Source organism: Lachnoclostridium sp. An181 (genome assembly GCF_002160325.1).
Lineage (GTDB): Bacteria > Bacillota > Clostridia > Lachnospirales > Lachnospiraceae > An181.
In genome coordinates this window covers 12,125-38,758 of the sequence record NZ_NFKJ01000016.1, presented here as the reverse complement: position 1 = coordinate 38,758, position 26,634 = coordinate 12,125, and the positions used below count along the sequence as shown (strand labels likewise).

36 protein-coding genes and 1 tRNA gene are annotated in these 26,634 nt (G+C 43.6%); 34 read left to right on the top strand and 3 right to left on the bottom strand.

The features are described 5' to 3' along the window. Positions 1-10: 10 nt before the first annotated feature. The 7 genes from selA to B5F18_RS10140 all read left to right on the top strand — a co-directional run bounded on the left by selA (position 11) and on the right by B5F18_RS10140 (position 7,154). Positions 11-1,441: an L-seryl-tRNA(Sec) selenium transferase gene (gene selA, locus B5F18_RS10170; protein ID WP_087157553.1), complete on the top strand. Its 1,431-nt coding sequence runs from the start codon at positions 11-13 to the stop codon at positions 1,439-1,441. Beyond that, positions 1,438-3,354 carry a selenocysteine-specific translation elongation factor gene (gene selB, locus B5F18_RS10165; protein WP_087157552.1) on the top strand — a complete coding sequence of 639 codons (1,917 nt, stop codon included), beginning with the start codon at positions 1,438-1,440 and terminating at the stop codon, positions 3,352-3,354. Before selA ends, selB begins: the two co-directional genes overlap by 4 nt. Next, complete coding sequence (locus B5F18_RS10160; RefSeq protein WP_087157551.1) at positions 3,351-4,268, top strand: selenium metabolism-associated LysR family transcriptional regulator; 918 nt, start codon at positions 3,351-3,353, stop codon at positions 4,266-4,268. The genes selB and B5F18_RS10160 overlap by 4 nt, the downstream gene beginning before the upstream one ends. A gap of 116 nt (positions 4,269-4,384) precedes the next feature. Further along, positions 4,385-5,521, top strand: coding sequence for an aminotransferase class V-fold PLP-dependent enzyme (locus tag B5F18_RS10155; protein ID WP_087157575.1), 1,137 nt, complete (start codon positions 4,385-4,387; stop codon positions 5,519-5,521). Positions 5,522-5,555: 34 nt separating this feature from the next. Then, positions 5,556-6,662 carry a YedE family putative selenium transporter gene (gene yedE / locus B5F18_RS10150; RefSeq protein ID WP_087157550.1) on the top strand — a complete coding sequence of 369 codons (1,107 nt, stop codon included), beginning with the start codon at positions 5,556-5,558 and terminating at the stop codon, positions 6,660-6,662. A 52-nt stretch (positions 6,663-6,714) separates the two neighbouring features. Then, on the top strand, positions 6,715-6,918 hold the full coding sequence (locus tag B5F18_RS10145) for a sulfurtransferase TusA family protein (protein WP_087157549.1): 204 nt from the start codon (positions 6,715-6,717) through the stop codon (positions 6,916-6,918). Continuing rightward, positions 6,918-7,154 carry a DUF3343 domain-containing protein gene (locus B5F18_RS10140; RefSeq protein ID WP_087157574.1) on the top strand — a complete coding sequence of 79 codons (237 nt, stop codon included), beginning with the start codon at positions 6,918-6,920 and terminating at the stop codon, positions 7,152-7,154. The genes B5F18_RS10145 and B5F18_RS10140 overlap by 1 nt, the downstream gene beginning before the upstream one ends. Positions 7,155-7,226: 72 nt before the next feature. Here the strand turns inward: B5F18_RS10140 and B5F18_RS10135 are convergent, their stop codons facing one another. Next, positions 7,227-7,814: a TetR/AcrR family transcriptional regulator gene (locus B5F18_RS10135; RefSeq protein ID WP_087157548.1), complete on the bottom strand. Its 588-nt coding sequence runs from the start codon at positions 7,812-7,814 to the stop codon at positions 7,227-7,229. Between the two features lie 110 nt (positions 7,815-7,924). Then, entirely contained in the window at positions 7,925-8,953 is a 1,029-nt protein-coding gene (locus B5F18_RS10130; protein ID WP_087157547.1) for a proline racemase family protein, read from the bottom strand. A gap of 311 nt (positions 8,954-9,264) precedes the next feature. On the opposite strand from B5F18_RS10130, the gene B5F18_RS10125 reads away from it, so the two are divergent. The 8 genes from B5F18_RS10125 (at position 9,265) to B5F18_RS10090 (ending at position 16,288) form a co-directional block, all read left to right on the top strand. Next, positions 9,265-9,362, top strand: a tRNA-Sec gene (locus B5F18_RS10125). Between the two features lie 94 nt (positions 9,363-9,456). Further along, positions 9,457-10,782 carry a proline reductase-associated electron transfer protein PrdC gene (gene prdC / locus B5F18_RS10120; RefSeq protein WP_087157546.1) on the top strand — a complete coding sequence of 442 codons (1,326 nt, stop codon included), beginning with the start codon at positions 9,457-9,459 and terminating at the stop codon, positions 10,780-10,782. 149 nt (positions 10,783-10,931) lie between these two features. Then, the gene (gene prdA / locus B5F18_RS10115; RefSeq protein ID WP_087157545.1) at positions 10,932-12,785 is read left to right on the top strand and encodes a D-proline reductase (dithiol) proprotein PrdA; all 1,854 of its coding nucleotides are present in this window, start codon (positions 10,932-10,934) and stop codon (positions 12,783-12,785) included. A gap of 15 nt (positions 12,786-12,800) precedes the next feature. Beyond that, complete coding sequence (locus B5F18_RS10110) at positions 12,801-13,094, top strand: CBO2463/CBO2479 domain-containing protein (RefSeq protein ID WP_087157544.1); 294 nt, start codon at positions 12,801-12,803, stop codon at positions 13,092-13,094. A gap of 2 nt (positions 13,095-13,096) precedes the next feature. Beyond that, the gene (gene prdB / locus B5F18_RS10105) at positions 13,097-13,822 is read left to right on the top strand and encodes a D-proline reductase (dithiol) protein PrdB (RefSeq protein WP_087157543.1); all 726 of its coding nucleotides are present in this window, start codon (positions 13,097-13,099) and stop codon (positions 13,820-13,822) included. Between the two features lie 127 nt (positions 13,823-13,949). After that, positions 13,950-14,720, top strand: a complete 771-nt coding sequence (gene prdD / locus B5F18_RS10100; protein ID WP_334293336.1) for a proline reductase cluster protein PrdD — start codon at positions 13,950-13,952, stop codon at positions 14,718-14,720. A 13-nt stretch (positions 14,721-14,733) separates the two neighbouring features. Next, positions 14,734-15,207 (top strand): glycine/sarcosine/betaine reductase component B subunit, encoded by a 474-nt coding sequence (locus tag B5F18_RS10095; RefSeq protein ID WP_087157542.1) that lies wholly within the window; start codon positions 14,734-14,736, stop codon positions 15,205-15,207. Between the two features lie 211 nt (positions 15,208-15,418). Then, the gene (locus B5F18_RS10090) at positions 15,419-16,288 is read left to right on the top strand and encodes a LysR family transcriptional regulator (RefSeq protein WP_087157541.1); all 870 of its coding nucleotides are present in this window, start codon (positions 15,419-15,421) and stop codon (positions 16,286-16,288) included. A gap of 81 nt (positions 16,289-16,369) precedes the next feature. Here the strand turns inward: B5F18_RS10090 and B5F18_RS10085 are convergent, their stop codons facing one another. Continuing rightward, positions 16,370-17,242: a sulfite exporter TauE/SafE family protein gene (locus B5F18_RS10085; protein WP_087157540.1), complete on the bottom strand. Its 873-nt coding sequence runs from the start codon at positions 17,240-17,242 to the stop codon at positions 16,370-16,372. A 580-nt stretch (positions 17,243-17,822) separates the two neighbouring features. Here B5F18_RS10085 and rpsJ point away from each other — a divergent pair. The 19 genes from rpsJ (at position 17,823) to rpsE (ending at position 26,621) form a co-directional block, all read left to right on the top strand. Further along, positions 17,823-18,140 carry a 30S ribosomal protein S10 gene (rpsJ, locus tag B5F18_RS10080; RefSeq protein ID WP_087157539.1) on the top strand — a complete coding sequence of 106 codons (318 nt, stop codon included), beginning with the start codon at positions 17,823-17,825 and terminating at the stop codon, positions 18,138-18,140. A gap of 76 nt (positions 18,141-18,216) precedes the next feature. Next, complete coding sequence (gene rplC / locus B5F18_RS10075) at positions 18,217-18,894, top strand: 50S ribosomal protein L3 (protein WP_087157538.1); 678 nt, start codon at positions 18,217-18,219, stop codon at positions 18,892-18,894. 30 nt (positions 18,895-18,924) lie between these two features. Next, positions 18,925-19,545 carry a 50S ribosomal protein L4 gene (gene rplD / locus B5F18_RS10070; RefSeq protein ID WP_087157537.1) on the top strand — a complete coding sequence of 207 codons (621 nt, stop codon included), beginning with the start codon at positions 18,925-18,927 and terminating at the stop codon, positions 19,543-19,545. Further along, a complete protein-coding gene (rplW, locus tag B5F18_RS10065; protein WP_087157536.1) occupies positions 19,545-19,844 on the top strand; it encodes a 50S ribosomal protein L23 in 300 nt (99 codons plus the stop codon). Before rplD ends, rplW begins: the two co-directional genes overlap by 1 nt. Positions 19,845-19,909: 65 nt before the next feature. Beyond that, entirely contained in the window at positions 19,910-20,752 is an 843-nt protein-coding gene (gene rplB / locus B5F18_RS10060; RefSeq protein ID WP_087157535.1) for a 50S ribosomal protein L2, read from the top strand. 14 nt (positions 20,753-20,766) lie between these two features. After that, the gene (gene rpsS, locus B5F18_RS10055) at positions 20,767-21,048 is read left to right on the top strand and encodes a 30S ribosomal protein S19 (RefSeq protein ID WP_087157534.1); all 282 of its coding nucleotides are present in this window, start codon (positions 20,767-20,769) and stop codon (positions 21,046-21,048) included. A gap of 31 nt (positions 21,049-21,079) precedes the next feature. Continuing rightward, entirely contained in the window at positions 21,080-21,466 is a 387-nt protein-coding gene (gene rplV / locus B5F18_RS10050; protein ID WP_087157533.1) for a 50S ribosomal protein L22, read from the top strand. A gap of 11 nt (positions 21,467-21,477) precedes the next feature. Continuing rightward, a complete protein-coding gene (gene rpsC, locus B5F18_RS10045) occupies positions 21,478-22,134 on the top strand; it encodes a 30S ribosomal protein S3 (RefSeq protein ID WP_087157532.1) in 657 nt (218 codons plus the stop codon). Next, on the top strand, positions 22,134-22,571 hold the full coding sequence (rplP, locus tag B5F18_RS10040) for a 50S ribosomal protein L16 (protein WP_087157531.1): 438 nt from the start codon (positions 22,134-22,136) through the stop codon (positions 22,569-22,571). The genes rpsC and rplP overlap by 1 nt, the downstream gene beginning before the upstream one ends. Continuing rightward, complete coding sequence (gene rpmC / locus B5F18_RS10035; RefSeq protein WP_087157530.1) at positions 22,561-22,764, top strand: 50S ribosomal protein L29; 204 nt, start codon at positions 22,561-22,563, stop codon at positions 22,762-22,764. Before rplP ends, rpmC begins: the two co-directional genes overlap by 11 nt. Before the next feature lie 69 nt (positions 22,765-22,833). After that, positions 22,834-23,088: a 30S ribosomal protein S17 gene (gene rpsQ, locus B5F18_RS10030; protein ID WP_087157529.1), complete on the top strand. Its 255-nt coding sequence runs from the start codon at positions 22,834-22,836 to the stop codon at positions 23,086-23,088. A gap of 19 nt (positions 23,089-23,107) precedes the next feature. After that, positions 23,108-23,476: a 50S ribosomal protein L14 gene (gene rplN, locus B5F18_RS10025; protein WP_087157528.1), complete on the top strand. Its 369-nt coding sequence runs from the start codon at positions 23,108-23,110 to the stop codon at positions 23,474-23,476. 12 nt (positions 23,477-23,488) lie between these two features. Further along, entirely contained in the window at positions 23,489-23,800 is a 312-nt protein-coding gene (gene rplX / locus B5F18_RS10020; RefSeq protein WP_087157527.1) for a 50S ribosomal protein L24, read from the top strand. Positions 23,801-23,822: 22 nt separating this feature from the next. After that, on the top strand, positions 23,823-24,362 hold the full coding sequence (gene rplE / locus B5F18_RS10015) for a 50S ribosomal protein L5 (RefSeq protein WP_087157526.1): 540 nt from the start codon (positions 23,823-23,825) through the stop codon (positions 24,360-24,362). 16 nt (positions 24,363-24,378) lie between these two features. After that, entirely contained in the window at positions 24,379-24,564 is a 186-nt protein-coding gene (locus B5F18_RS10010; RefSeq protein WP_016220062.1) for a type Z 30S ribosomal protein S14, read from the top strand. Positions 24,565-24,708: 144 nt separating this feature from the next. Then, complete coding sequence (gene rpsH / locus B5F18_RS10005) at positions 24,709-25,110, top strand: 30S ribosomal protein S8 (RefSeq protein ID WP_087157525.1); 402 nt, start codon at positions 24,709-24,711, stop codon at positions 25,108-25,110. A gap of 59 nt (positions 25,111-25,169) precedes the next feature. Then, entirely contained in the window at positions 25,170-25,712 is a 543-nt protein-coding gene (rplF, locus tag B5F18_RS10000; RefSeq protein WP_087157524.1) for a 50S ribosomal protein L6, read from the top strand. 17 nt (positions 25,713-25,729) lie between these two features. Then, positions 25,730-26,098: a 50S ribosomal protein L18 gene (gene rplR, locus B5F18_RS09995; protein WP_087157523.1), complete on the top strand. Its 369-nt coding sequence runs from the start codon at positions 25,730-25,732 to the stop codon at positions 26,096-26,098. A gap of 13 nt (positions 26,099-26,111) precedes the next feature. After that, positions 26,112-26,621 carry a 30S ribosomal protein S5 gene (gene rpsE, locus B5F18_RS09990; protein ID WP_087157522.1) on the top strand — a complete coding sequence of 170 codons (510 nt, stop codon included), beginning with the start codon at positions 26,112-26,114 and terminating at the stop codon, positions 26,619-26,621. The last annotated feature ends 13 nt before the right edge of the window (positions 26,622-26,634 follow it).

Below are 26,634 nucleotides of genomic sequence, written 5' to 3'. Positions count from 1 at the left end.
GAGAAGGAACATGGAGAAAAATATATGGTACAGAAGGATTCCCAAAGTGGATGTACTTTTGGAGAGCAAAGAAATCGCCAGGCTTATTGAGGAGTGCAGCTATGATGTTGTACTGGAGGCTGTGCGAAAGGAGTTGGAGGCCCTGCGGACATTTATCGGAGAGTGTCAAAGCGAGAAAGAGGCAAATGAGAGGGTCGAGGCCTTGAAAGAGCGGATCGTGCGCCGCGCAAAAAGAGCGAGCAGGCCCAATATGCGTCCAGTCATCAACGCAACGGGGACGATTCTCCACACAAACCTTGGGAGAGCGCCGATCGGCGAACAACACATCCGCCATATCGGGAAGATTGCTCTGGGATACTCCAATCTTGAATATAATCTGGAAGAAGGAAAACGAGGAGAGCGGTATGCTCACTTTGAGGAACTTTTGTGTAAAATTACCGGGGCCGAGGCAGCTATGGCAGTTAACAACAATGCGGCAGCTGTTCTGCTCGTCCTGAACACCATGGGAAAAGGCGGCGAAGTCGTTGTATCCAGAGGAGAACTTGTGGAAATCGGCGGAAAATTCCGCGTGCCGGACGTGATGGAGCAAAGCGGTGCAACGCTTGTGGAAGTAGGGACGACAAACAAAACGCATTTGGCGGACTATGAGGAGGCAGTGACAGAGGAGACAAAAGCGCTTTTAAAAGTGCACACAAGTAATTACCGGATCGTGGGATTTACAGAGTCTGTTTCAGTCATGGAACTTGCAAAAATAGCAAAGGAGAAGGAGCTGCCGCTGATCGAGGACATTGGAAGCGGCGTGCTCGTGGATCTTAGCAAATACGGTCTGTCGTATGAGCCGACAGTGCAGGAGTCCATAAAAGCAGGCGCTGACATTGTCTGTTTCAGCGGGGATAAACTCCTGGGCGGACCGCAGGCAGGAATCATCGTGGGGCGGAAAAAATATATTGATATGATGAAAAAGAACCAGCTCACCAGAGCTCTTAGAATCGACAAATTTACAGCATCTGCCCTGGAGATCCTCCTTATGGAGTATTTGTCAGAGGAGCGGGCGCTAAAAAATATACCTGCGCTTAGGATGATCACCGAATCTTTTGGGGATGTGGAAAAAAGAGCAAAAAAATTGCGAAACATGCTTGTGAGAAGAAACATCAAGGCGGATGTACGTCTGGATAAGTGTGAGTCCCAGGTTGGAGGTGGATCTCTTCCGCTTGAGAGACTGGACAGTATGGCTGTGTGCATGCGTCCAAAGAACATTACAACCGCACAGCTGGAAGAGCGGATGAGACATCTGCCTGTGCCGATCATTCCCCGGACAGTGAATGACGAGATTGTGCTGGATATGCGGACCATTGCCAAAGAAGGTATGGATGAGATAGTAAGAGAACTCTCCGGGACAGGTATTCTGGAGAAAAATTGGGAACCGGGAGAATATGTATGAAAAATATCATCATAGGAACAGCGGGACATATTGACCACGGAAAGACAACGCTGATCAAGGCGCTGACCGGAAGAAATACGGACCGCTGGGAAGAAGAGCAAAGAAGAGGGATCACCATTGATTTGGGATTTACTTATTTTGATTTGAAATCAGGAGACAGGGCGGGGATCATTGACGTACCTGGCCATGAGAGGTTTATCAATAATATGGTTGCCGGAGTTGTGGGCATGGATCTGGTCATGCTTGTGGTGGCTGCGGACGAAGGAATCATGCCGCAGACAAGGGAGCACATGGATATTTTGGGGCTGCTTGGCATTAAAAAAAGCATTCTTGTTCTCAACAAGTGTGATCTGGTGGACGAGGAGTGGCTGGAGCTTGTGGAGGAGGAAATCAAGGATGAGCTGCAAGGTACGTTTCTTGAGCAGGCTCCGATCGTACATGTTTCAGCAGCAACAGGAGAAGGAATTGACCGGTTAAAAGAAGTGATCGATATGGTGGCAAGGGAAGAGGTGGAAGAAAAGGAGATACACACGATTCCAAGGCTGCCGGTAGACAGAGTTTTCTCCCTTTCCGGATTTGGAACAATTGTGACGGGCACTCTTTTGAGCGGTAAGATCACAAAGGACACCCTCCTTTGTATGTACCCTATCCAAAAAGAATGCAAAATACGCAGTATTCAGGTTCACGGAAAAGAGGTAGAAGAATGTTTTGCGGGGCAGAGAGTGGCCATCAACCTGTCAAATATCAAGAAGAGTGAGCTGCAGAGAGGCTGCGTCCTTGCACCGCCTGACAGCATGAAAAATACGATGATGCTGGATGTAAAGATGAAAGTGCTGCCATCCTCTGTGAGAATACTTACAAACCACATGAGACTTCATCTGTTTACAGGGACGAGTGAGATCCTCTGCCGTGCTGTTCTTCTCGACAAGGAGGAGATCGGACCTGGGGAGGAAGGCTATGTACAGCTGCGTCTGGAGGAAGAGATTGCCCTCAGAAGAGGGGACAAGTTTGTCGTGCGGTTTTACTCTCCGATGGAGACCATTGGAGGGGGTGTGGTGCTGGAGCCGAACCCTTCCAAGAAAAAGCGTTTCCAGGAAGAGGCTATCGAAGAGCTGAAAAGAAAAGAGGCGGGCAGCAGCGCAGATGTCATTGAACTGCATGTAAAGCAGTACAATGAAACCATGGTCACTTGCCAGGAGCTGGCAAAACTGACAGCGCTTTCCATGGAAGAAGTAACAGCAGATATCGAAGAATTAAAACAATCCGGACTTCTTGTGTCCTTCCCTATGAAGAAGGAGACATATGTATGGCACCGTGCAGACTTTGACAGAGCGAAAGAAACGATCTGTCCGGCTCTGAAGGATTATCACCGACAGTATCCGTACCGCTACGGAATGAAAAAAGCGGAAGTGCACATGAAGTTTTTCAAGAAAATGAAGTTAAATGTGTTTGACCGTATGCTGGAGCGGCTTGTGGAAGAAGGGGCTGTGGAGAAAAAAAATGAATATCTGCACGTTCCGGGATTTGAGGTGGAAAAGGATGCGCGTTTCCAAAAGGTGGCAGAAGTTTTTGAGAAGAATCTGGGAAAAGCAGGGTACGATTTTCTTAGGTATTCCCAGATAGATTTTGCAGGAATCCCTAAAGAAATCGTGGATGATATTTTAAGTATCCTCTTAGATGAGCGCGCTGTCGTGAAGATGAATGAAGAGATGTATACCTTGCCGGGGCTTATTGATGCGGCAAAACAAAAAATAGAAGAGAAACTGAAAAAGGACGGGATGATCACGATCGCAGAAGTGCGGGATATGTTCCAGACAAGCAGAAAGAGTGCAAAGCCGATTCTGGAATATATGGACTCCATTAAAGTGACGAAACGGACAGGGGCAGAGAGCGAAAGGGTGGCGTTTGTATGAATTTAAAACAATTGGAAGCATTTGTACTTGTTGCAGAGGGAAAGAGTTTTTCCGGGGCAGCAAAAGAGATGTATTTGACACAGCCTACAGTGAGTGCCCATATCGCAGCGCTTGAGCGGGAGCTGAACACAAAACTGTTTGTCAGAAATACAAAGGAAGTGCGGCTTTCCGAGGAGGGAAGGACATTGCTTGGGTATGCAAGGCAGATGGTGGAGATAGAGAAAAAAATAGAAGAAATTTTTGCAGAGTCTGAAGAAGAAAAAAGGCACTGTATCACCATCGCCGCATCCACGATACCGTCCCAATATCTTCTGCCGGGGATTTTAAAAACATTTTCTAAAAAATATCCGAAGGAGCAGTTCAAGATTATGCAGATGGACAGTGCCAAGGTGGTGGAATGGGTTGCAAATCACGGCGTGGATATTGGATTTACGGGAACTGTGCTGGAAAAAAAGTACTGCAGATATATTCCGTTTTACCAGGACGAGCTAGTCATTATTACAGCAAACAATGAAAAGTTTTCTGAGTTACAAAAGCAGGAAGGAAACTACTCCTGGGTGAGCGAAGAGCCGGTCATCATGAGGGAGGAAGGATCGGGAACCCGCAAAGAGGTGGAAAAGCAGCTGAAGAAGATTGGAATTCAGCCGGAGGCGCTCTCTATTGTGGCCAGTATGGAAAACCAGGAGACGATCAAGCAGTCCGTGCGAAATGGGGTTGGAATCTCGTTTATCTCCAGACTTGCAGTCGAGGAGGAGGAGAGAGACAAAAAAGTGCTGGTGTTCCCGTTTCCAAAAGAAAACGGCGGCAGGAACATCAACATTTTGTACAATAGAGAATTTCGGCTTTCCAGAGCGTCGGAACGATTTATAAAAGTTGTCAAGGAAATATACGGATTAAGTGCAAAGAAGAAATAGTAAAAGGGGAGGTTTATAGAAAATATCTATAAACCACCCCCTTTTATTGGAAAGCGCAATTAGACAGTGAAAATCTGTAATTATATAATGGAGTACAGGAGAGGATTGTGAATGTTATGATTTATATGGATAATGCTGCTACGACAATGCAAAAACCAAAAGAAGTGATCAATGCTGTGGTGGAGGCCATGACCTCCCTTGGGAATGCAGGGAGAGGAGCAGGGGAAGCCGCACTTGGCGCAGCGAGGATCATTTATGAAACAAGAGAAAGGCTGGCTGAACTTTTTCATGCGGAAGGACCAAAGCAGATTGCGTTTACGCCAAATTCTACGGAGAGTTTGAATATTGCGATAAAAGGGAGCCTAAATCCAGGTGATCATGTTATAACCACAATGCTGGAGCACAATTCTGTGTTAAGACCCATTTATGCCTTAAAAGAACAGGGAGTGGAGGTGACTATCATCCGGGCGGACAAAAAGGGAAATATCCGCTTGGAAGATGTGGAAGAAGAGATAAGGGCAAATACGAAGGTGATCGTGTGCACTCACGGCTCCAACCTGACGGGAAATCTTGTGCCTGTGGAAAAAATAGGGGAGACTGCAAAGAGACATGGGATTCGCTTTATTGTGGATGCATCGCAGACAGCCGGAGTGTATCCGATTGATGTACAGGCCGCTCATATTGATATCCTTTGTTTCACCGGGCACAAGTCTTTGCTGGGGCCGCAGGGGACAGGCGGCATCTATGTGAGGGAAGGGATCATTCTTCCTCCCCTGAAAAGCGGCGGCAGCGGTGTTGACACTTACAATCCAAACCATCCGTCCCAAATGCCGACTGCATTGGAGGCGGGGACTCTCAATGGCCATGGAATCGCCGGATTGAATGCAGCGCTTGCATACATAAAGAAAACAGGGATGGAGAATATCCGGGAGAGGGAGCTGCATCTGATGTGGAAGTTTTACAACGGGGTGAAAGAGATTCCGGGCGTAAAAATTTACGGAGACTTTGACACAAAAAAGAGATGCCCGATCGTGGCGCTCAATATCCGCGATTATGATTCTTCGGAGGTGAGTGATGAATTGCTTGTGACGTATGGGATTTCTACAAGACCGGGAGCGCACTGTGCGCCTCTTATGCACCGGGCACTTGGGACAGTGGAGCAGGGGGCTGTACGTTTTAGTTTTTCACACTTTAATACCGAGGAAGAGGTGGGGACAGCCGTCAAGGCGATTGAAGAGTTGGCAGTAGAATGAGAATATTGGAAATGAGAGATGAGGAGGAATAGTTTTGAATTTTACAGACTCAAAGAAAAAATTGTTGCTTGCGGGAGCCATCTGCGGAATAATCGCAGCAGTCCTTGCAAAGCTGGGAAATCCTGCAAACATGGCTTTTTGTATTGCGTGCTTTCTGCGGGATACCGCAGGAGCGCTGAAGTTACATACGACAGAAACTGTACAGTATGTCCGTCCGGAGACGATCGGAATCGTGCTGGGAGCATTCGGGATTGCAGTGGCTACAAAAGAATACCGGTCATCCGCAGGTTCTTCGCCGATGATCCGTTTTCTTCTCGGTATGATGATCATGATTGGGTCTCTTGTATTTTTGGGATGCCCGCTGCGAATGGTACTTCGAATGTCAGCCGGAGACTTGAATGCATGGGTCGCACTCATTGGATTTGCTGCAGGCGTGGGTACGGGGGCCTTTTTCCTCAAAAGAGGTTTCAGCCTTTCCAGAGCTTACGAGACAAATAAAATAAGCGGTACGGTTGCTCCTGCGCTTATGCTTGGCATCTTTATTTTAAGCTTTGTCACAGTGGGAGGAGTGGCCCTGCTGGCGACAAGTAAAACAGGTCCGGGCAGTATGCACGCGCCGATCATTGCATCGTTGATCGGGGGGATTCTATTTGGAGTTGTGGCACAGAAATCAAGAATGTGTTTTGCCGGAGGAATACGCGACATGATTCTGGTGAGAAGTTTTGATCTGATTTCTGTCATCGCAGGACTCTTTGTGGTGATGCTCATATACAATGTAGCTACAGGAAATTTCCATATCGGATTTACAGGACAGCCGATTGCGCACGCACAGCATCTGTGGAACATTCTTGGAATGTATGTGGTTGGTTTTGCTGCTGTGCTTGCCGGGGGATGCCCATTAAGGCAGCTTGTGCTTGCCGGCCAGGGATCCCAGGATGCAGCTGTGACGGTGTTAGGTATGTTCGCGGGAGCTGCCGCAGCACATAATTTTGGTCTTGCAGCATCCGCAGCAGCAGCTGCCACAGCGGACGCCCCGGCAGTGGCAGGAGGACCTGGAACTGCAGGAAAAGCAGCGGTCATCATCTGTATCGTTTTGTTGTTTGTAATTGCTGTCTGCAATAAAAGGAAAACAGCAAAATAAAACCGTAGATTTTGAGAGAAAAATGTGATAAGCTTGGAAAGAAGGTAAAAGAATGAAGGAAGTAGATGCAAGAGGCCTTTCCTGCCCGGAGCCTTTGATGATGACAGCAGAGGCGTTAAAAGAGACAAAAGGTCCGGTAAAAGTTCTGGTCAGTGAGCCGCATCAAAAGACAAATGTGGAAAAATTTGCAAAGACTCACGGAAGAAAGACCGTTACTACGGCAAAAGGCTCTGAATTTGAAATTGTGATTGAATGATGAGAAAAAAAGAAATGAAATTAGTTGTCACGTTCCACACCACTGCAGATGCCATGGCCATGGAAAAGGCATGCAAAGAGAAACAGGTTCCTGGGCGGTTGATTCCGGTTCCAAGAGCAATTTCTGCAGGCTGTGGACTTGCCTGGTGTACAGGACTTGAAGACAGAAAAGCGATTGAAGAATTGATGAAAGATATCGGTATTGAGGAAGAGCAGATTCATGAGTGTCTTGTCTGAAGTTTGCTGAAAAAAAGAATTCCCCCTGCACATGATTCCGCTATAAGCGGATTTTATGTGCAGGGGGGCTTTTTATATTCCTGCCTTAAATGTGTTGAGAACATGGGGCAAAAGTTTCTGGCTGTACTCCGGAAGGGAATAATTTCCTTTTTGCAATGCCCAGTCATAAATTAAGGCCCGTTCAAACATTGCGTAGATACGGACCAATTCATCTGTTGAGCTTGTATTTTTGAACTCACCGTTTTCCAGAGCTTCTTCCATAATATCGGTAATCCAGCGGAAATAAAGTCTCTTTTTGTCGAGCAGAGACCGCTTATCCTTTGTGATAAGCTGGGAAGAATAGAGGTAGGCCAACAGCTTTCGGTCTACACTTGTCTGTATCATTTCAAACAATTCTTTATTCAATAAAAGTAATTTATCGTAAGCGGGCATTGCGGGGTCTACGACCTCATATAGTTCTTCGTATTTTTCATCAAACAGATAAGAAAGAGTGCTAAGAAGAGCATCTTTCCCCTTGAAATAATGATAAAAGGAACCTTTTGAGGTTTTTGAGGCACTTATGATATCCTCGATCGTAGTCTGGTCGTATCCCTTTTTGTAAAAGAGATTCCAGGCAGCCTTTACAATTTTTGTCTTTGTTGTAGGTTTCTTTCTTGGCAATGCGCTCACTCCCTTGTTGATATTAAAATTTATTATATAAAGAAAAAGCGGATTTTTCAATCCGCTTTTTTTACAACTTTATTGTGCTAAATAATAGATATTAAGAAAAATTAGCCTACCTGGAAACCGTATTTCAATGGGTCATCGCCATCGATCACATAAGTTGCCTCGCCGGTTACATAAGCGCTTCCGGTAATCTGAGGAATAACGGCATCAAATTCGCCTACTTTTGTCTCAGCGATCGGAACTCCTGTAAATTTGGAACCAATGAAACTTTCATATACAAATGGCTGGTTCAGCTGAAGTTTTCCTCTCTTGTACAAAGTGGCAACTTTTGCACTTGTACCTGTTCCGCACGGAGAACGGTCAGCCATGTTATCTCCAAAGATTACGACGTTTCTCATGTCGCATCCTTCACTTGTTGTTGGGCAGTACAGTTCAGCAAGGTCTACGGATGTGATATCCAGTTCAGGATGCTGGATTTTGTTTTCTTTGTTTGCATTTTCAATCAGTTTCATACCGAATTCAGTCAGCATAGGAATAGTTTTCGGTGTTACTTCCCATCCTAACTGTGTAATATCGCAAAGAGCAAAGAAACTTCCGCCAAAGGAAATGTCATAAGTGATTTCCTTTCCGTCGATCACAGTCTTTAAATTTTCTTTGTAAAGAAAAGCAGGAACGTTGGTAAGTGTCACACTCTCAACTTTGCCGTTTTTCACAGCAGCCTTTACTTTGATAAGTCCTGCCGGCGCTTCCAAAGTGAGCTCTGTATAAGGTTCTTTTGCCTCGATAAGTCCACTTTCAATGATTGCTGTGGCAGAGCCGATCGTTCCGTGTCCGCACATGTTCAGGTATTCTCCTGTATCCATGAAGAATACGGCAAAATCAGCTTCGGGGCTGATAGGCTCTGTGATGTAAGCTCCGAACATGTCGTGATGTCCGCGAGGCTCAAACATCAGGGCCTGACGATACTTGTCATAGTGCTCCTGAAGATAATGTTTACGTTCAATAGGAGTATTTCCTTCCAGTTTTGGGAATCCGGAGAAAAGTACGCGGGTAAATTCCCCCACTGTGTGTGTGTCGATTGCTTTGAAAGATGCCTCATAAGCATCCAGATTTAATTTTGGATTAAGTGCCATATCCAATCCCTCCTTAAAAAATAAAGAAAATAATATTTATTTATAGAGTATATCTATAAAAATTTTATGAAAAGCATCAAGGAGCATACATTCCCGGATGTCTTTTTCCGATAATATGATGTGCAAGAATGTCAAAATAATAACGCATAGAACGCATTCTAGTATCCAGTTCATTCTTCAATTTTCATTATCCCTGGAATACCTTGAAAAGTCAATATATTTTTGCTAAAATGAAATAAATTAAAAATCGCGGAAAATGTCTTGAAATCGCGGAAAACATGTGCTAAAGTTAGGGAGCGCAAAAACAGCATGGGGGTAGATGGGCAACTGGTGTGCCTCCTGGTCTTCAAAACCAGTGTTGGGCGTTAAGAGCGTCCTGGGTGGGTTCGATTCCCACATGCCTCCGCCAAAAAATGTTAAATAAAAAACTAACAATCCTGAAATAATCCGTAACGGAATATTTATAGAAAAAAACTATAAAAGAAAAAAAGGAGATGGTTGTCATGGGAAGTATACAGATCCTATTGAGACAGCATGTCGGTGCGCCTTGCGAGCCGATTGTAAAAGCAGGGGATAACGTAGAAAAAGGTACTTTGATCGCTACGCCAACAGGATTGGGAGCAAATATCTTCTCTAGTGTGTACGGCGTGGTCGAGGAAGTAAAAGAGGACCGCATCATTATCAAGCCGGATGAAGAGCAGAAAGAAACATTTGTTCCGATCAATGTGCCGGAAGATGCCAGCAAATTAGACATGGTAAAAGCTGCCGGTATTGTAGGAATGGGCGGCGCTGGTTTCCCGACAGGGGTGAAGATCGATACAGATTTACAAGGAGGATATATCCTTATCAATGCAGCTGAGTGTGAGCCGGGACTTCGCCACAACATACAGCAGATCGAGGAAGAGGCGGACAAGGTCATCCGCGGCGTGAAATATGTGATGGAAATCTCAAATGCCGGAAAAGCAATCTTTGCGATCAAAAAGAAAAATGGGAAGGCTGTAAAAGTATTAAAAGAGGCTCTGAAGAACGAGCCGGCTATTTCCATCCACCTTCTGGCGGACATTTATCCGATGGGAGAGGAAAGAGCAGTAGTAAGAGAGTGCCTTGGCATTGAGCTGGATCCGACGAAGTTGCCGCTTGCTGCAAATTCAATCGTTATCAATGTGGAGACGCTTGCAAGAGTAGCAGAGGCAATTGACGAGAAGAAACCTTGTTTCAGCAAAAACCTTACAGTCATCGGTAAGCTCAACGGAGGAAATGAACCTCACGTTTACATGGATGTTCCGGTTGGGACAAGCGTTGGAGAGCTGATCGAGAGAGCCGGCGGTATTGACGGCGTATACGGAGAGATCATTATGGGGGGACCTTTCACTGGAAAGGCAACAACATTGGAAGCTCCGATCACAAAGACGACAGGCGGCATTATCGTCACAATGGAATTTCCGGATCTGCACGGAGCAAATGTAGGACTTCTCGTATGCGCATGCGGCGGCGATGAGGAGAGAATGAGAGATGTCTGTCAGAAAATGAATGGTACCGTTGTTTCCGTGGCAAGATGTAAACAGGCAATGGAGATGAAAAACGGTGCTCTGAAGTGTGAAAGACCGGGTATTTGTCCGGGACAGGCAAAGAACAATCTTCAGTTTAAGAAAGATAAAGCAGAATATATCATCATCGGAAACTGTTCCGACTGTTCCAACACAGTGATGGGTTCCGCGCCGAAGATGAAACTGAAAGTATTCCATCAGACTGATCATGTGATGAGGACGATTGGACATCCTCTTTACAGATATCTGAAAGTGTCCAAAACAGTAGATCAGGATATTTAAGGAAAATGGTATTACTGCCGCTTTGGCGTTACAAAAAGTTACCCCGATTTTCTTTTTTTGGACTAAGGTCCGCGCACATTGCGGTTGTATATATATGCAGGCACAGGGAAACCTGGCCATTCTTAAACCACATAAGGAGGTAAAATCATATGTCAATTACAGCTGAAACAGCGAAAGAACATGCAAAAGACCCTGCAGTGCTCTGCTGTAGAGCAGAAGCAGGCACTGTGCTTAGCGCATCAAATCTTGAAGACCCAGCTATCTTTGATGATCTGGTAGATTCAGGATTATTGAACTTGGACGGTTGTCTGACAATCGAACAGATTTTGGGGGCAACACTTACAAAAACTTGTGATTCTCTTACACCACTGACACCAGACGTTTTGGATGGAGTAAAAGAGGTGGCAAGTGAAGAGGCAGCAGAAGAAACAGCAGTACCAGTTGCAGCAGCGCCAGCAGCACCGGCACCGGTAGCAGGTCCAGCAGCAGGCGGTGTTCTCAGAATTCACATTGGTGAAGGAAAGGATATCAATATTGAACTTCCTACAGGCCTTACATCAGGAGGAGCTGCAGTTGCAGAGGTGACTGAGGCGCCTGTAGCAGGAGTTGCAGCAGCACCGGCACCGGCAGCTGTTGAAGAAGAAAAAGTGATCAGAACACTTACAAGAAAACACTTCAAGATCACAGAAGTAAAAAGAGGACCAGAGACAAAGATTGAAGGAACAACTCTTTATATCCGTGAAGGTATTGAAGCAGATGTTGTTGCTGATCAGGAACTGGTGAAAAAATTCGAACTCGAAATCATTACACCAGATAAATACCACACGTATTCAGAGACAATCATGGACGTTCAGCCGATCGCTACAAAAGAGGGAGACTCTGATCTTGGAACAGGTGTGACAAGAGTTCTTGATGGTGTTGTTATGATGCTTACAGGTACAGATGAAGATGGTGTTCAGATTGGTGAGTTTGGTTCTTCCGAAGGATACCTTGATGAAAATATTATGTGGAACCGTCCGGGATGCCCAGATAAAGGAGAAATCTTTATCAAAGGTAACATTGTAATCCAGGAGAAAACAAACATGGAACGCCGTGGACCTATGGCAGCACATACAGCATTCGATGTGATCACACAGGAAATCCGTACAGTTCTCAAGAAACTGGATGAGAGCCTTGTGGTAGACACAGAAGAATTGAAACAGGTTCGCCGTCCTGGAAAGAAAAAAGTTGTTATCGTAAAAGAGATCATGGGACAGGGTGCTATGCATGACAACTTCATCCTTCCTGTAGAGCCGGTTGGAGTACTTGGAGCAAGAGCAAACGTTGACTTAGGAAACGTTCCTGTATGCGTATCTCCGTTGGAAGTTCTTGACGGATGTATCCATGCACTTACATGTATCGGACCTGCATCTAAAGAGATGTCCAGACATTACTGGAGAGAGCCATTGGTTCTTGAAGCTCTTCATGATGAAGAGGTTGACCTCTGCGGCGTTGTATTCGTAGGTTCTCCTCAGATCAATGCTGAGAAATTCTATGTATCCAAACGTGTAGGTTACACAGTAGAAGCTATGGACGTTGATGGAGCTTTCGTTACAACAGAAGGTTTCGGAAACAACCACATCGATTTCGCAAGCCATCTGGAGCAGATCGGTATGAGAGGCGTTCCGGTAGTTGGTATGTCCTACTGTGCAGTACAGGGTGCACTTGTTGTTGGTAACAAATACATGACAGCAATGGTTGATAACAATAAATCTGAATCCGGTATTGAAAACGAAGTACTTGGATGTAATACGCTTTGCCCAGAAGATGCAATCCGTGCCCTTGCTATGTTGAAGACAGCTATGGCTGGAGAAGACATCAAAAAGGCAGAGAAGAAATGGAATCCAAACGTAAAAGCTACAAACGTAGAGCTGATCGAGAAAGCATACGGCAAGAAAGTTGATCTTGTTGCAAATGAGCAGTCTCTGCCAATGAGCCAGAAACGTAAGGAAAAATACGACTAATCCTGGGTGTTGACAATGAAAGAATTACAATATGGTGACAAGATCATCCGTATGGAAGGCGTGATCGTGGATATTGATGACTGCAGTATCAGTGTCGATCTCAAAGGACGCCTTGGATTCTTTAAAGCTCCGAAAAGGATGTTTATCTGTGATTACCCGCTGAAAGTGGGACAGGAGCTTGGATGGAATATGAGTTTCCCGGAACAGTTGGGTCCGGAAGTAAACGAAAAATATGTCAGCAACATTGAAAAGGAAAGACGCAAACAAGAAGAGATGCGTCAGCAGCGTATAGATAATAAGGAGGTATAATCATGAGTTTAACAGTTGTTAAAGGAATGCAATCTGAAATATTCGTTCCGATTACTCCACCGCCGGTGTGGGCTCCTGTGAAAAAAGCAATCAAAGACATGTCTGTAGCTCTTGCAACGGCAGCAGGTGTTCACAAAAAAGACCAGGAGAGATTTAATCTGGCAGGTGACTTTACATGGAGAAAAATCGAGAACACAACACCATCCAGTGAGTTGATGGTATCCCATGGTGGATATGACAACAGTGATGTTAATAAAGACATCAACTGTATGTTCCCGATCGATCGTATCCATGAACTGGCAAAAGAAGGATTTATCAGAGCTTGTGCACCTGTTCATGCAGGATTTATGGGAGGCGGCGGAAACCAGGAGAAATTCAAACATGAAACTGGTCCTGCTATCGCTAAGATGTTCGCAGAAGAGGATGTTGATGCAGTTATCCTCACCGCTGGCTGAGGTACCTGCCACCGCTCTGCAGTTCTGGTGCAGAGAGCGATTGAAGAAGCTGGAATTCCTACAATTATCATTGCAGCTCTTCCTCCGGTCGTACGTCAGACCGGAACACCACGTGCGGTAGCTCCGTTGGTTCCAATGGGAGCAAATGCAGGTGGACCACACAATGTGGAACAGCAGACACAGATCGTAAAAGCAGCATTGGAGAAATTGGTTGAGATTGAAACTCCAGGAACAATCGTTCCGCTGCCATACGAGTATGTAGCAAAAATCTAAGGATTTAAATGCTGGAGGGCAGATGCGTGCATCTGCCCTTTTTTGCAACACAGGAGAATGATATTTTCCTGTGCTGCAGAGAAATCCTCCAGTAGCAATGGAGGACAACTATGGGAGGTGTAAAGAAATGCTGCCGGATAAAGAGAGAGAACTAAGAAGACTTGTTATCAAGGCTTTTCATGTGACAGAAGTGGAATGGGGAGAAGAGAACACAGTTACCGTTGACGGTAAGATGACGATCAATAAAGGGCTTTTGGATGACCTTGTGAAAAAGGAACCATACATAGAGAAAATTGATATTCAGATCATCAAACCGGGCGAACATGACAGGTGGACAAATACCATCATGGATATCATCCCAATATCCACAAAGGTACTTGGAAAATTGGGCGAGGGTATCACGCACACATTGACCGGCGTGTATGTGATGCTGACCGGAGTGGATACAAACGGAAAACAGACCCATGAGTTTGGATCCTCGGAAGGAAATTTAAAAGATCAACTGTACCTTGGACGCGCGGGAACTCCTGGAGAGGACGATTATATCATCTCCTTTGATGTGACACTTGCAGCAGGAATGGGACAGGAACGTCCGGGACCAACAGCTGCACACAGAGCGTGTGATGAGTTTGTGCAGCTTTTCAGAGAAAAGATGAAGAAGTTTAAAGGGGATCTGGCTACAGAGCGCCACGATTACTATGACAGGGTGAGACCGGGGAGAAAAAGAGTTGTGATCATCCGACAGGTGGCTGGCCAGGGAGCAATGTATGATACTCATTTGTTTGCAAAAGAGCCATCCGGAGTGGAGGGAGGCAAGTCGATCATTGATATGGGAAACATGCCGGTAATGCTCACTCCGAATGAATACAGGGACGGAATCATCCGTTCTATGCAGTAGGAGGTGTTAGAAAATGGGAATTGGACCTTCAACAAAGGAAACGTCGCTTCATCATTTCAGAGATCCTCTGTTGGACGTTGTGTACAATGATGATGATGTAGATTTGATGGGAGTAATCATTGTGGGAACACCGGATGATAATGACGATAAAATGCTCGTGGGAACAAGGGCAGCTGTGTGGGCTGAGTGTATGAGGGCGGACGGAGCAATTGTTTCATCAGATGGATGGGGCAACAGTGATGTCGACTATGCCAACACACTGGAACAGCTTGGCACGAGAGGTATTGCGGTCACGGGACTTAATTTCAGCGGGACGGCAGGTCAATTCGTTGTGGTGAACGATTATCTGGACGGTGTTGTGGATATCAATAAAAGTGTGGAAGGCGTTGAAACGAATGTTGTGGGAGAAAACAACATGACTGAGCTTGACTGCAAAAAAGCGCTGGCGCTATTGAAACTTAAGATGAGAAAACTCGAAAATGAATAAAATAAAAAAGCTGCGATATGGGGGCGTCGCAGCTTTTTTGTATTCCAAAAGGGTATTCATGGAATAATAGTTTTGGTATGTCAATCAGAGGTATGTTTTGAGGACATTACATGCTTGACTTTCTATACGTCATTATAGTATAAAAAGAGATATAAGTAAATTAAATAATTATTATATAAAATATTACAAAATCTTATAGAAGGTGGTTGCGATGGATGCAAAAAAATATGAGGTTTTCCGTGCAGCGGTGGAGTATGGCAGTTTTACAAAAGCAGCGCAAATGCTGGGATACACGCAGTCTGCTGTGACACAGATGATCAATGCTATGGAAAAGGAATTTGGCTTTTCTCTTTTGATGCGTAAAAGGACAGGCGTGTCTTTGACAGAGGAGGGTAGGCATATGTTTCCTTTTATCTGTGAGATACTGCAGTGGGAAGAGAAGATCCGGCAGGAGGCTGCCAGAGTGCGTGGAGTGGAAGAAGGAGAAGTTAGGATTGGGGTTTTTACAAGCGTTGCGGTGCACTGGCTGCCGAAAATGTTGAAAGAGTTTCAGAAACATTATCCGGGAGTCCGTGTCCAGCTTGTGGAAGGTGGCAGTGGAGAACTGGAAGAATGGTTAAAAGAGAATCAAGTGGATATGATTTTTTGCAGTCGGGGGGCTAGTGTGGGAAGGGAATGGATTCCCCTGGCGACAGATCCGATCGTGGCAGTTTTACCTGTAGACCATAAAGACGCAAAAAAACGGGAATTTGATGTATCGTGGTTTGAAAAGGAGGGGATGGTGGTCTCGCCAAAAGAGTTTGATTCGGACGTAGCGAATGTGTATAAAACGATAGGTAATAAAATGAATGTGAAATTTGTATCCAGAGACGATTATACGATCATATCTATGGTCGCAAATGGGCTTGGTGTGAGCGTGCTGCCCCGCCTTGTTTTGGAAGGATTTGAGGATAAAGTAGCGGCAGTTCCTTTAAAACCGGCGTATTATAGAGAACTTGGAATTGCGGTGAGAAATCTGGAGACAGCATCTCTTGCGGTCAAAAGAGTAGTGGAATATGCAAAGAAGATCTTAAAAGAATAAAAAACTGTAACCTAAAATAATATGTACCCTCCTTACTGGATGTCCAGCAAGGAGGGTACATATCAAAAGGCCGCAGTTTTTTTAATTCTGAGTTTTGGATGCATCTTTGAAAAATACAAAAGATGTATAAAGCATTACTACGATAACGATCCAAATAAGGATGTCTAACGGTAATTTCTTTACAAGGAAGTACGCGATGAATACACCGATCATACCGCCTATTGTCAAGCAGATGGCTGCAGGTCTGTCGTATTTTCCTTCTTTTACGAACTTGATTCCGCAAGATGGCATCAGGAATGCACAGGAACCCATCATGATAGGAAAAGCTGCCTGTACGTTCATTCCAAGAGCTCCCACCATAGCAAGACATGGAGCGTAGAGGCCTACACCTACTGTCATAAGAGCGCCAAGGAAGAAGTTGATGATAACGCCAAGAACCAATTTTGCACCAGTCAGTGCAAGAGCTGTTCCTGTAGCCCCGAAAGGTCCGATATTCAGCTGTCTGCAACCCATCAGAATAGCGAGAAGGATCAACGCGATACCAAGAGCATAGCGAATCGTCTTAAGAGGCCATTTTGTAACAATACCAGCGCCGATATATGCTCCGATAGCTGCAGATGCAAGCAGTGCTACAAGAGTAAGAGGTTCAACTTCTACAAGACTTAAGAAAAGGATGAACTCTGTTACGACAGGAATCGCATCGCCAACGTTGAGTGTACCTGGCATTGTTTCATCCGGGCTGGATTTTGCGAATTTAAAACCAGCCTGTGTGGTTGCAAAACTTCCGATTCCCAGTGTGTCGAAGAAGTTTGTGACAGCACCGATAATAAGGTTGGCAATCAAATGTTTCTTCGTGAAATCTTCTTTGTGAGCAATACAGTCTTTTACAAGGAATACAACAAACACAAGAGTGTATAAGATAATGACTGCACGCAGGATTAATGTGATGTTCATAATCATCCCTCCAGATTATCAATGTTTAGTTATCAAAGAACAAACAGACAAACCCGAAACCAAAACCCCCGATTTAATAAAATGGATTCGAATATGTCCGCCTTTCGTTTAATTCTAACAATTTCCCTTTGGAAAGTCAATGAATTTCAGAAAACTTATCAATGGTGAAAAAGGTTAAAAGGGGGTAGAATATTACGTTGTTTTTCTATATATAATATGTACGCGAATCAGTAAAAATGCTGAAAGCTCTTGGGTAGAAAATTGTATTAAAAAAAATACAAAAAAAACAAGAAAAGGCTTGAAATGTAAAAATGTTTCGGGTATACTGAAAAAGCTGTGACATGATAGCTGTGAAACGTGAGGTTGCTGCCTATTGGGATGGTATGGCAAACCAACATGGCAGGTTTTCCGTGGAGCGAATGTCAAGTTAGGAAACTGGCGACAAGTCACTGTACGAATCAATAACAGCCATTGAGATATGGTAACAACGTGTGAGCATACCATGACACACACGGGAGAGTGTACAGTCACCGCTTGTCGTACTGAAGTTTAAAAGTACGAAAAGGAGGCGACTTTTTTTATGGCAAGTCAAGTAATGAGAATCACATTGAAAGCGTATGATCATCAGTTGGTTGATGCATCTGCAAAAAAAATCATCGAAACTGTAAAGAAAAATGGAGCACAGGTAAGCGGACCGGTACCGCTTCCGACAAAGAAGGAAGTAGTGACAATCCTTAGAGCGGTTCACAAATACAAAGACTCCAGAGAGCAGTTCGAACAGAGAACTCATAAGAGACTGATCGATATCATCACACCGACACAGAAAACTGTGGACGCGCTGTCCAGATTGGAAATGCCGGCTGGTGTTTACATTGATATCAAAATGAAAAACAAATAAGAAGACAGTATCAATCCTAAAATTTAGGATGAACACGTAAATCGTGTTCCGCTGTAAATCACAGGAGGTAATTATAATGAAGAAAGCTATTTTAGCTACAAAAGTCGGAATGACTCAAATCTTCAACGAAGACGGAGTTTTGACTCCGGTAACAGTTCTTCAGGCTGGACCATGTGTAGTAACACAGATCAAAACAGTTGAGAACGATGGTTACGAAGCTGTCCAGGTTGGTTTTGTTGACAAGAAGGAAAAAATTGTGAACAAAGACAAGAACGGAAAGAAAGAAATCGCACACAGACATGGTGTGACAAAGGCTGAAAAAGGACACTTTGACAAAGCTGGTGTTTCAGGAAAGAGATTCGTTAGAGAATTCAGATTTGAAAACGCTTCCGAGTATGCTCTGGCACAGGAGATCAAAGCTGATATCTTTGCTGTAGGAGATAAAGTTGATGCAACTGCTGTTTCCAAAGGTAAAGGATTCCAGGGTGCGATCAAGAGACACAATCAGCACAGAGGACCAATGGCTCACGGTTCTAAATTCCACCGCCATGCAGGTTCCAACGGTGCGGCATCTGATCCGAGTAAAGTATTCAAGGGCAAAAAGATGCCAGGACACATGGGAAGTAAAAAAATCACGATCCAGAATCTTGAAATTGTTAGAGTTGATGCAGAAAACAACTTACTGTTGGTAAAAGGTTCTGTGCCAGGACCGAAAAAATCACTTGTAACAATCAAGGAAACAGTAAAAGCCTAGGCTTTTAACTAGGAAAGGAGGAACACACAGATGGCAAACGTATCTGTTTACAATATCGAAGGCAAAGAAGTTGGAACAATCGATTTGAACGATGCTGTGTTTGGTGTTGAAGTCAACGAACACCTGATGCACATGGCAGTTGTAAGCCAGCTTGCAAATAAACGTCAGGGAACACAGAAAGCAAAAACACGTTCTGAAGTTTCCGGAGGCGGAAGAAAACCATGGAGACAGAAAGGGACCGGTCATGCAAGACAGGGTTCAACTAGAGCTCCACAGTGGACAGGAGGCGGAGTTGTATTTGCTCCAACACCAAGAGATTATTCTTTCAAATTAAATAAGAAAGAAAAGAGAGCTGCTCTCAAATCAGCGCTTACATCCAGAGTAGAAGAAAACAAATTCATCGTCGTTGATGAGATGAACTTTGGAGAAATCAAAACAAAGAACTTCCAGAATATGCTCAACAGCTTAAACGTTGCAAAAGCATTGGTTGTATTGGAAGGTGAGAATAAAAACGCAGAACTTTCTGCAAGAAACATTGCAGGAGTAAAGATGGCAAGAACAAACTCCATCAACGTATACGATATCATGAAATATAACACAGTTATTGCCACAAAGGCAGCTGTAGCGAACATCGAGGAGGTGTATGCATAATGGCAAACGTACAGTATTATGACGTAATCCTCAAACCAGTGATCACTGAAAAGAGCATGTCACTTATGGCTGACAAAAAATATACATTCTTAGTGCACACAGAGGCTACAAAGAATCAGATCAAAGAAGCTGTTGAAAAAATGTTTGAAGGCGCAAAAGTGAAAAGCGTAAACACAATGAACGCTGACGGAAAGACAAAAAGACGCGGAATGACATACGGAAAGACAGCTAAAACAAAGAAAGCAATCGTACAGCTTACAGAAGATTCAGCAGATATTGAGATCTTCGCTGGATTATAAGAAACAAATAAAACTATGCGGAGTGAAACCGCGAAAATAAACGTGAATTGAAAGGAGAGACAGTAATGGGAATTAAAACATACAGCCCATATACACCTTCCAGAAGACATATGACTGGCTCAGATTTCGCTGAGATCACAAAGACAACTCCTGAGAAATCTTTGGTAGTTTCCTTGAAAAAGACAGCTGGTCGTAATGCACAGGGTAAAATTACAGTAAGACACCGCGGAGGCGGAGAGAAGAGAAAATACAGACTTGTTGATTTTAAGAGAAATAAAGACGGAATTCCGGCAACAGTTATCGGAATCGAGTACGATCCGAACAGATCTGCAAACATCGCATTGATCTGCTATGCAGACGGTGAAAAAGCATATATCCTTGCACCACAGGGACTGACAGACGGAATGAAGGTCATGAACGGACCAGAGGCAGAGGTAAGAGTTGGAAACTGCATGCCGCTTTCTCAGATCCCGGTTGGTACACAGATCCACAACATCGAACTGTATCCGGGACACGGCGGACAGCTTGTACGTTCCGCAGGAAACAGCGCTCAGCTGATGGCGAAAGAAGGAAAGTACGCAACACTTCGTCTTCCTTCAGGTGAAATGAGAATGGTGCCGATCGTATGCCGCGCATCTATCGGTGTTGTCGGAAACGGAGAGCACAACCTTATCAATGTAGGTAAAGCAGGACGTAAACGCCACATGGGCATCAGACCAACAGTACGTGGTTCTGTTATGAACCCGAATGACCATCCGCACGGTGGTGGTGAAGGTAAGTGTGGAATCGGTCGTCCAGGCCCGAGCACACCTTGGGGTAAACCAGCACTTGGTCTTAAGACACGTAAGAAAAACAAAGCTTCTAACAAGATGATTGTAAGAAGAAGAGATGGTAAAGGTATCAAATAAGGAGGTTAGAACCTATGGCTCGTTCACTGAAAAAAGGACCATTCGCAGATGCAAGTCTGTTAAAGAAAGTGGAAGCAATGAATGCAAGCGGAGATAAATCTGTCATCAAGACTTGGTCCCGCCGTTCTACAATCTTCCCGATCATGGTTGGACATACAATCGCTGTACACGACGGAAGAAAACATGTACCTGTATATGTAACAGAGGATATGGTTGGACACAAACTCGGTGAGTTCGTTGCAACAAGAACATACAGAGGACATGGAAAAGACGAAAAGAAATCAAGAGTTAGATAATAGATAACGTATTCGAAAGGAGGGTTCATCCATGGCAAAAGGACACAGAAGCCAAATCAAGAGAGAGAGAAATGCGAACAAGGACACCAGACCATCAGCAAAGTTATCTTATGCTAGAGTTTCTGTCCAGAAAGCATGCTTTGTATTGGATGCCATCAGAGGTAAGGATGTAACAACAGCACTTGGTATTTTAACTTACAACCCAAGATATGCTTCAAGTATTATAAAGAAATTATTAGAATCAGCGATCGCAAACGCTGAAAACAATAACGGAATGAATGTTGAGAACCTTTATATCGAAGAATGCTACGCAAATAAAGGACCAACAATGAAGAGAATCAGACCTAGAGCACAGGGTAGAGCTTACAGAATCGAAAAGAGAATGAGCCATATCACAGTAGTGCTCAATGAAAGATAAGGAGGGCAACAATGGGACAGAAAGTTAATCCTCATGGCTTAAGAGTCGGTGTTATCAAAGACTGGGATTCTAAATGGTACGCAGAAGGCAATTTTGCTGACAATTTAGTAGAAGACCATGAAATCAGAACATTTCTTAAGAAAAAATTATACAGCGCCGGAGTCTCAAAGATGGAAATCGAGAGAGCTTCTGACCGCGTTAAAATCATTATCTATACAGCAAAACCAGGTGTCGTGATCGGTAAAGGCGGAGCTGAGATTGAAAAAGTGAAAGCAGAACTTGCTAAATTCACAGACAAGAAATTGATCGTAGACATCAAAGAGATCAAAAGACCGGACAAGGATGCACAGCTTGTGGCTGAGAACATTGCTCAGCAGCTGGAAAACCGTATTTCCTTCAGACGTGCAATGAAATCCTGCATGTCAAGAAGTATGAAAGCAGGAGCTCTTGGAATCAAGACTTCCGTATCCGGACGTCTCGGTGGAGCAGATATGGCTCGTACAGAGTTCTACAGCGAAGGAACAATTCCGCTTCAGACACTTCGTGCTGATATTGACTATGGATTCGCAGAAGCTGACACAACATACGGAAAAGTTGGTGTGAAAGTTTGGATTTATAAAGGAGAGGTTCTTCCAACAAAGGCTACTAAGGAAGGGAGCGATAAATAATGTTAATGCCAAAAAGAGTTAAACGTCGTAAACAGTTCCGTGGCTCCATGAGAGGAAAAGCCATGAGAGGAAATACGATTTCAAATGGTGAATATGGTATCGTTGCAATGGAGCCGTGCTGGATTCGTTCAAACCAGATTGAGGCTGCCCGTATCGCTATGACACGTTACATCAAACGTGGCGGTAAAGTTTGGATTAAAATATTCCCAGATAAACCTGTAACTACAAAACCAGCTGAGACTCGTATGGGTTCCGGTAAAGGAACATTGGAATACTGGGTAGCTGTTGTAAAACCGGGACGTGTGATGTTTGAGATCGCCGGAGTACCGGAAGAAGTAGCCAGAGAAGCTCTTCGTCTTGCAACTCATAAGTTACCTTGTAAATGCAAAATAGTTTCTCGCGCAGACTTAGAAGGCGGTGATAACAGTGAAAATTAATACATTTGTAGAAGATTTAAGAGCAAAATCAGCTGCAGAATTGAATGAAGAATTAGTAGCTGCTAAAAAGGAACTTTTCAATTTAAGATTCCAGAACGCAACAAACCAGTTGGACAATACTAGCAGAATTAAAGAAGTAAGAAGAAATATCGCAAGAATTCAGACAGTGATCACAGAGAAAGCTGCAAAATAATTTTTGCATACCGATAATGATTAGAAGGTAATAAATTTCATTCGCTGTCCAGCGGAAAGGAGAATTACGGTGGAAAGAAATCTTAGAAAAACCCGTGTTGGTAAAGTTATCAGCAACAAAATGGATAAAACAATCGTAGTTGCAGTTGAAGACCATGTAAAACATGCCCTTTACAACAAAATCGTAAAGAGAACTTACAAATTGAAAGCGCATGACGAAAACAACGAATGCAACATTGGTGATAAAGTAAAAGTTATGGAGACAAGACCGCTGTCCAAAGATAAAAGATGGAGACTTGTCGAAATTATGGAAAAAGTGAAATAATCGAAGGAGGTTTACCTGCATGATACAGCAAGAAAGTAGACTGAAAGTAGCAGACAATACTGGTGCAAAAGAACTTCTCTGCATCCGTGTTTTAGGCGGTTCTACAAGAAGATATGCAAATATCGGCGATGTTATCGTTGCTACTGTTAAAGATGCAACACCAGGCGGCGTTGTTAAAAAAGGTGATGTAGTAAAAGCTGTAGTAGTGCGTACTGTAAAGGGCGCACGCCGTAAAGACGGTTCTTATATCCGTTTTGATGAGAACGCAGCAGTTATCATAAAAGAGGATAAAAACCCAAGAGGAACTCGTATTTTTGGACCAGTAGCCAGAGAGCTTCGTGAGAAACAGTTTATGAAAATTGTTTCCTTAGCTCCGGAAGTACTGTAAGGAGGTGCCAGGATGTCAACTATGAAAATCAAAAAAGGTGATTTGGTCAAAGTAATCGCTGGTAAGGACAAAGATAAAGAAGGAAAAGTTCTCTCTGTAGACAGAAAGAACAATAAAGTGCTGGTTGAGGGCGTGAACATGCTCACAAAACACACAAAACCAAACGCAGCTAACCAGAACGGTGGAATCATCCATCAAGAAGGACCTATTGACGCATCCAACGTAATGTACATCCACAAAGGAAAAGCTACAAGAGTCGGCTTTAAAATGGATGGAGACAAAAAAGTACGTTATGCAAAATCAACAGGCGACGTGATTGATTAATTGAGGAAGGAGGTCCAGGACTTTGAGTAGATTAAAAGAACAGTATCAGAACGAGATCGTTGATGCAATGATCAAAAAATTCGGATATAAAAACATCATGGAAGTGCCGAAACTTGACAAAGTTGTCATCAACATGGGTGTTGGAGAGGCGAAAGAAAACCATAAATTATTGGAAGCAGCGATCGCTGACCTTGAAAAAATTTCAGGACAGAAAGCTGTTGCCACAAAGGCAAAAAATTCTGTTGCAAACTTTAAGATCAGAGAGGGTATGCCGATTGGATGTAAAGTTACTTTGAGAGGCGAGAAAATGTATGAATTCGTTGACCGCCTGATCAACCTTGCACTTCCACGTGTACGTGACTTTAGAGGAGTAAATCCGAACGCATTTGACGGAAGAGGCAACTATGCTCTTGGTATTAAAGAACAATTGATTTTCCCTGAAATCGAATACGATAAAGTTGATAAAGTAAGAGGTATGGACGTAATCTTTGTTACAACTGCAAAAACAGACGAAGAAGCACGTGAGTTATTGAAACACTTCAATATGCCATTTACAAAATAATTAAGGAGGGAAATTCATGGCAAAGACAGCAATGAAAATCAAACAGCAGCGCAAACAGAAATTCTCCACAAGAGAATATAACCGCTGCAGAATTTGTGGGCGTCCACATGCTTATTTGAGAAAATACGGAATCTGCAGAGTCTGCTTCCGTGAATTGGCATACAAAGGACAGATTCCAGGTGTAAAGAAAGCAAGCTGGTAAAAAAGAAAGACTTTCAAAATCTGATAAAATCAGATATAATAGTTTAGAAAACGACAGGATATCCGTAGTGGAAGCGAGCCGGCGAAAAGCCGGTGAGCATCTGAAGGATGTAACAAAAAATAAAAATTAAGGAGGCAACTTCAAATGACTATGAGTGATCCAATCGCAGATATGCTTACAAGAATCCGTAATGCAAACACTGCAAAACATGATACAGTAGATGTTCCGGCATCTAAAATGAAACTTGCTATCGCAGAAATCCTTTACAAAGAAGGATACATCGAGAAATATGACATTGTAGAAGACGGCGTATTCAAAACAATCCATATTACATTGAAATATGGTGCAGATAAAAACGAAAAAGTTATTTCCGGCCTTAAGAGAATCTCTAAGCCAGGTCTTCGTGTATACGCTGGAAAAGATGAGTTGCCAAGAGTTCTTGGAGGACTTGGTACAGCGATCATCTCTACAAACCAGGGCGTGATCACAGACAAAGAGGCAAGAAAACTTCAAGTCGGCGGAGAAGTTCTCTGCTTTATTTGGTAGAACTGAAAACAGAATGGGAAAACCCGTTCCGAAAATTTAAGTGTAGGAGGTAATTGGATATGTCACGTATCGGAAGACATCCAGTAGTGATTCCGGCAGGCGTAACTGTCGAGGTTACAGAAAACAATAAAGTGACTGTAAAAGGTCCGAAGGGAACTCTTGAAAGAGAACTTCCAACTGAGATGGAAATCAAAGTGGAAGGCGAGCAGGTTGTTGTTACAAGACCAAATGATCTCAAGAAAATGAAATCATTGCACGGTTTGACAAGAACATTGATCAACAACATGGTTGTTGGTGTGACACAGGGTTACGAGAAAGTTCTTGAAGTAAACGGTGTAGGTTACAGAGCAGCAAAATCCGGAAATAAACTGACATTGAACTTAGGATACTCTCATCCGGTTGAGATGATCGATCCGGAAGGAATTGAAAGTGTTGTGGAAGGACAGAACAAGATCATCGTTAAGGGTATCAGTAAAGAAAAAGTAGGCCAATACGCAGCTGAAATCAGAGATAAGAGAAGACCAGAGCCTTATAAAGGAAAAGGTATCAAATATGCTGATGAAGTGATTAGACGTAAAGTTGGTAAGACTGGTAAAAAATAATTAAGGAGAGTGTGAAGATGGTTAGTAAAAAATCCAGAACAGAAGTTCGTGTAAACAAACACAGAAAATTACGTAATCGTTTCAGCGGCACAGCTGAGAGACCACGTTTGGCTGTGTTTAGAAGTAATAATCATATGTATGCTCAAATTATTGACGATACAGTTGGAAATACTCTTGTTTCAGCATCCACTCTTCAGAAAGACGTGAAGGCAGAACTGGAAAAAACTAACAACGTTGATGCAGCAGCATACTTGGGAACAGTGATCGCAAAAAAAGCGATCGAGAAAGGTATTAAGACTGTTGTCTTTGACAGAGGCGGCTTTATATACCACGGAAAAGTAAAAGCATTAGCAGACGCAGCTAGAGAAGCTGGTCTTGAATTCTAGGAGGTAGGAACACATGAAACAAAATCGTATTGATGCTAGTCAATTGGAATTAACAGAAAAAGTAGTATCAATTAAACGTGTTACCAAAGTTGTTAAAGGTGGTCGTAACTTCAGATTCACAGCTTTAGTAGTTGTTGGCGACGGAAATGGCCATGTTGGTGCAGGTTTAGGAAAAGCAGCCGAAATTCCGGAAGCGATCCGCAAAGGAAAAGAGGATGCTATGAAAAAATTAGTGAGTGTTGCTTTGGATGAAAACGAAAGTATCACACATGATTTTGTAGGAAAATTCGGAAGTGCTACTGTACTGCTCAAAAAAGCATCTGACGGTACTGGAGTTATCGCCGGAGGTCCTGCCCGTGCAGTTATCGAGATGGCGGGAATCAAGAATATCTATACAAAATCTTTGGGTTCCAATAACAAACAGAATGTAGTTCTCGCTACAATCAACGGACTTAGTCAGTTGAAAACTCCGGAGGAAGTTGCAAAACTCCGCGGAAAATCTGTTGAAGAGATTCTGGGCTAAGGAGGTATCGTGA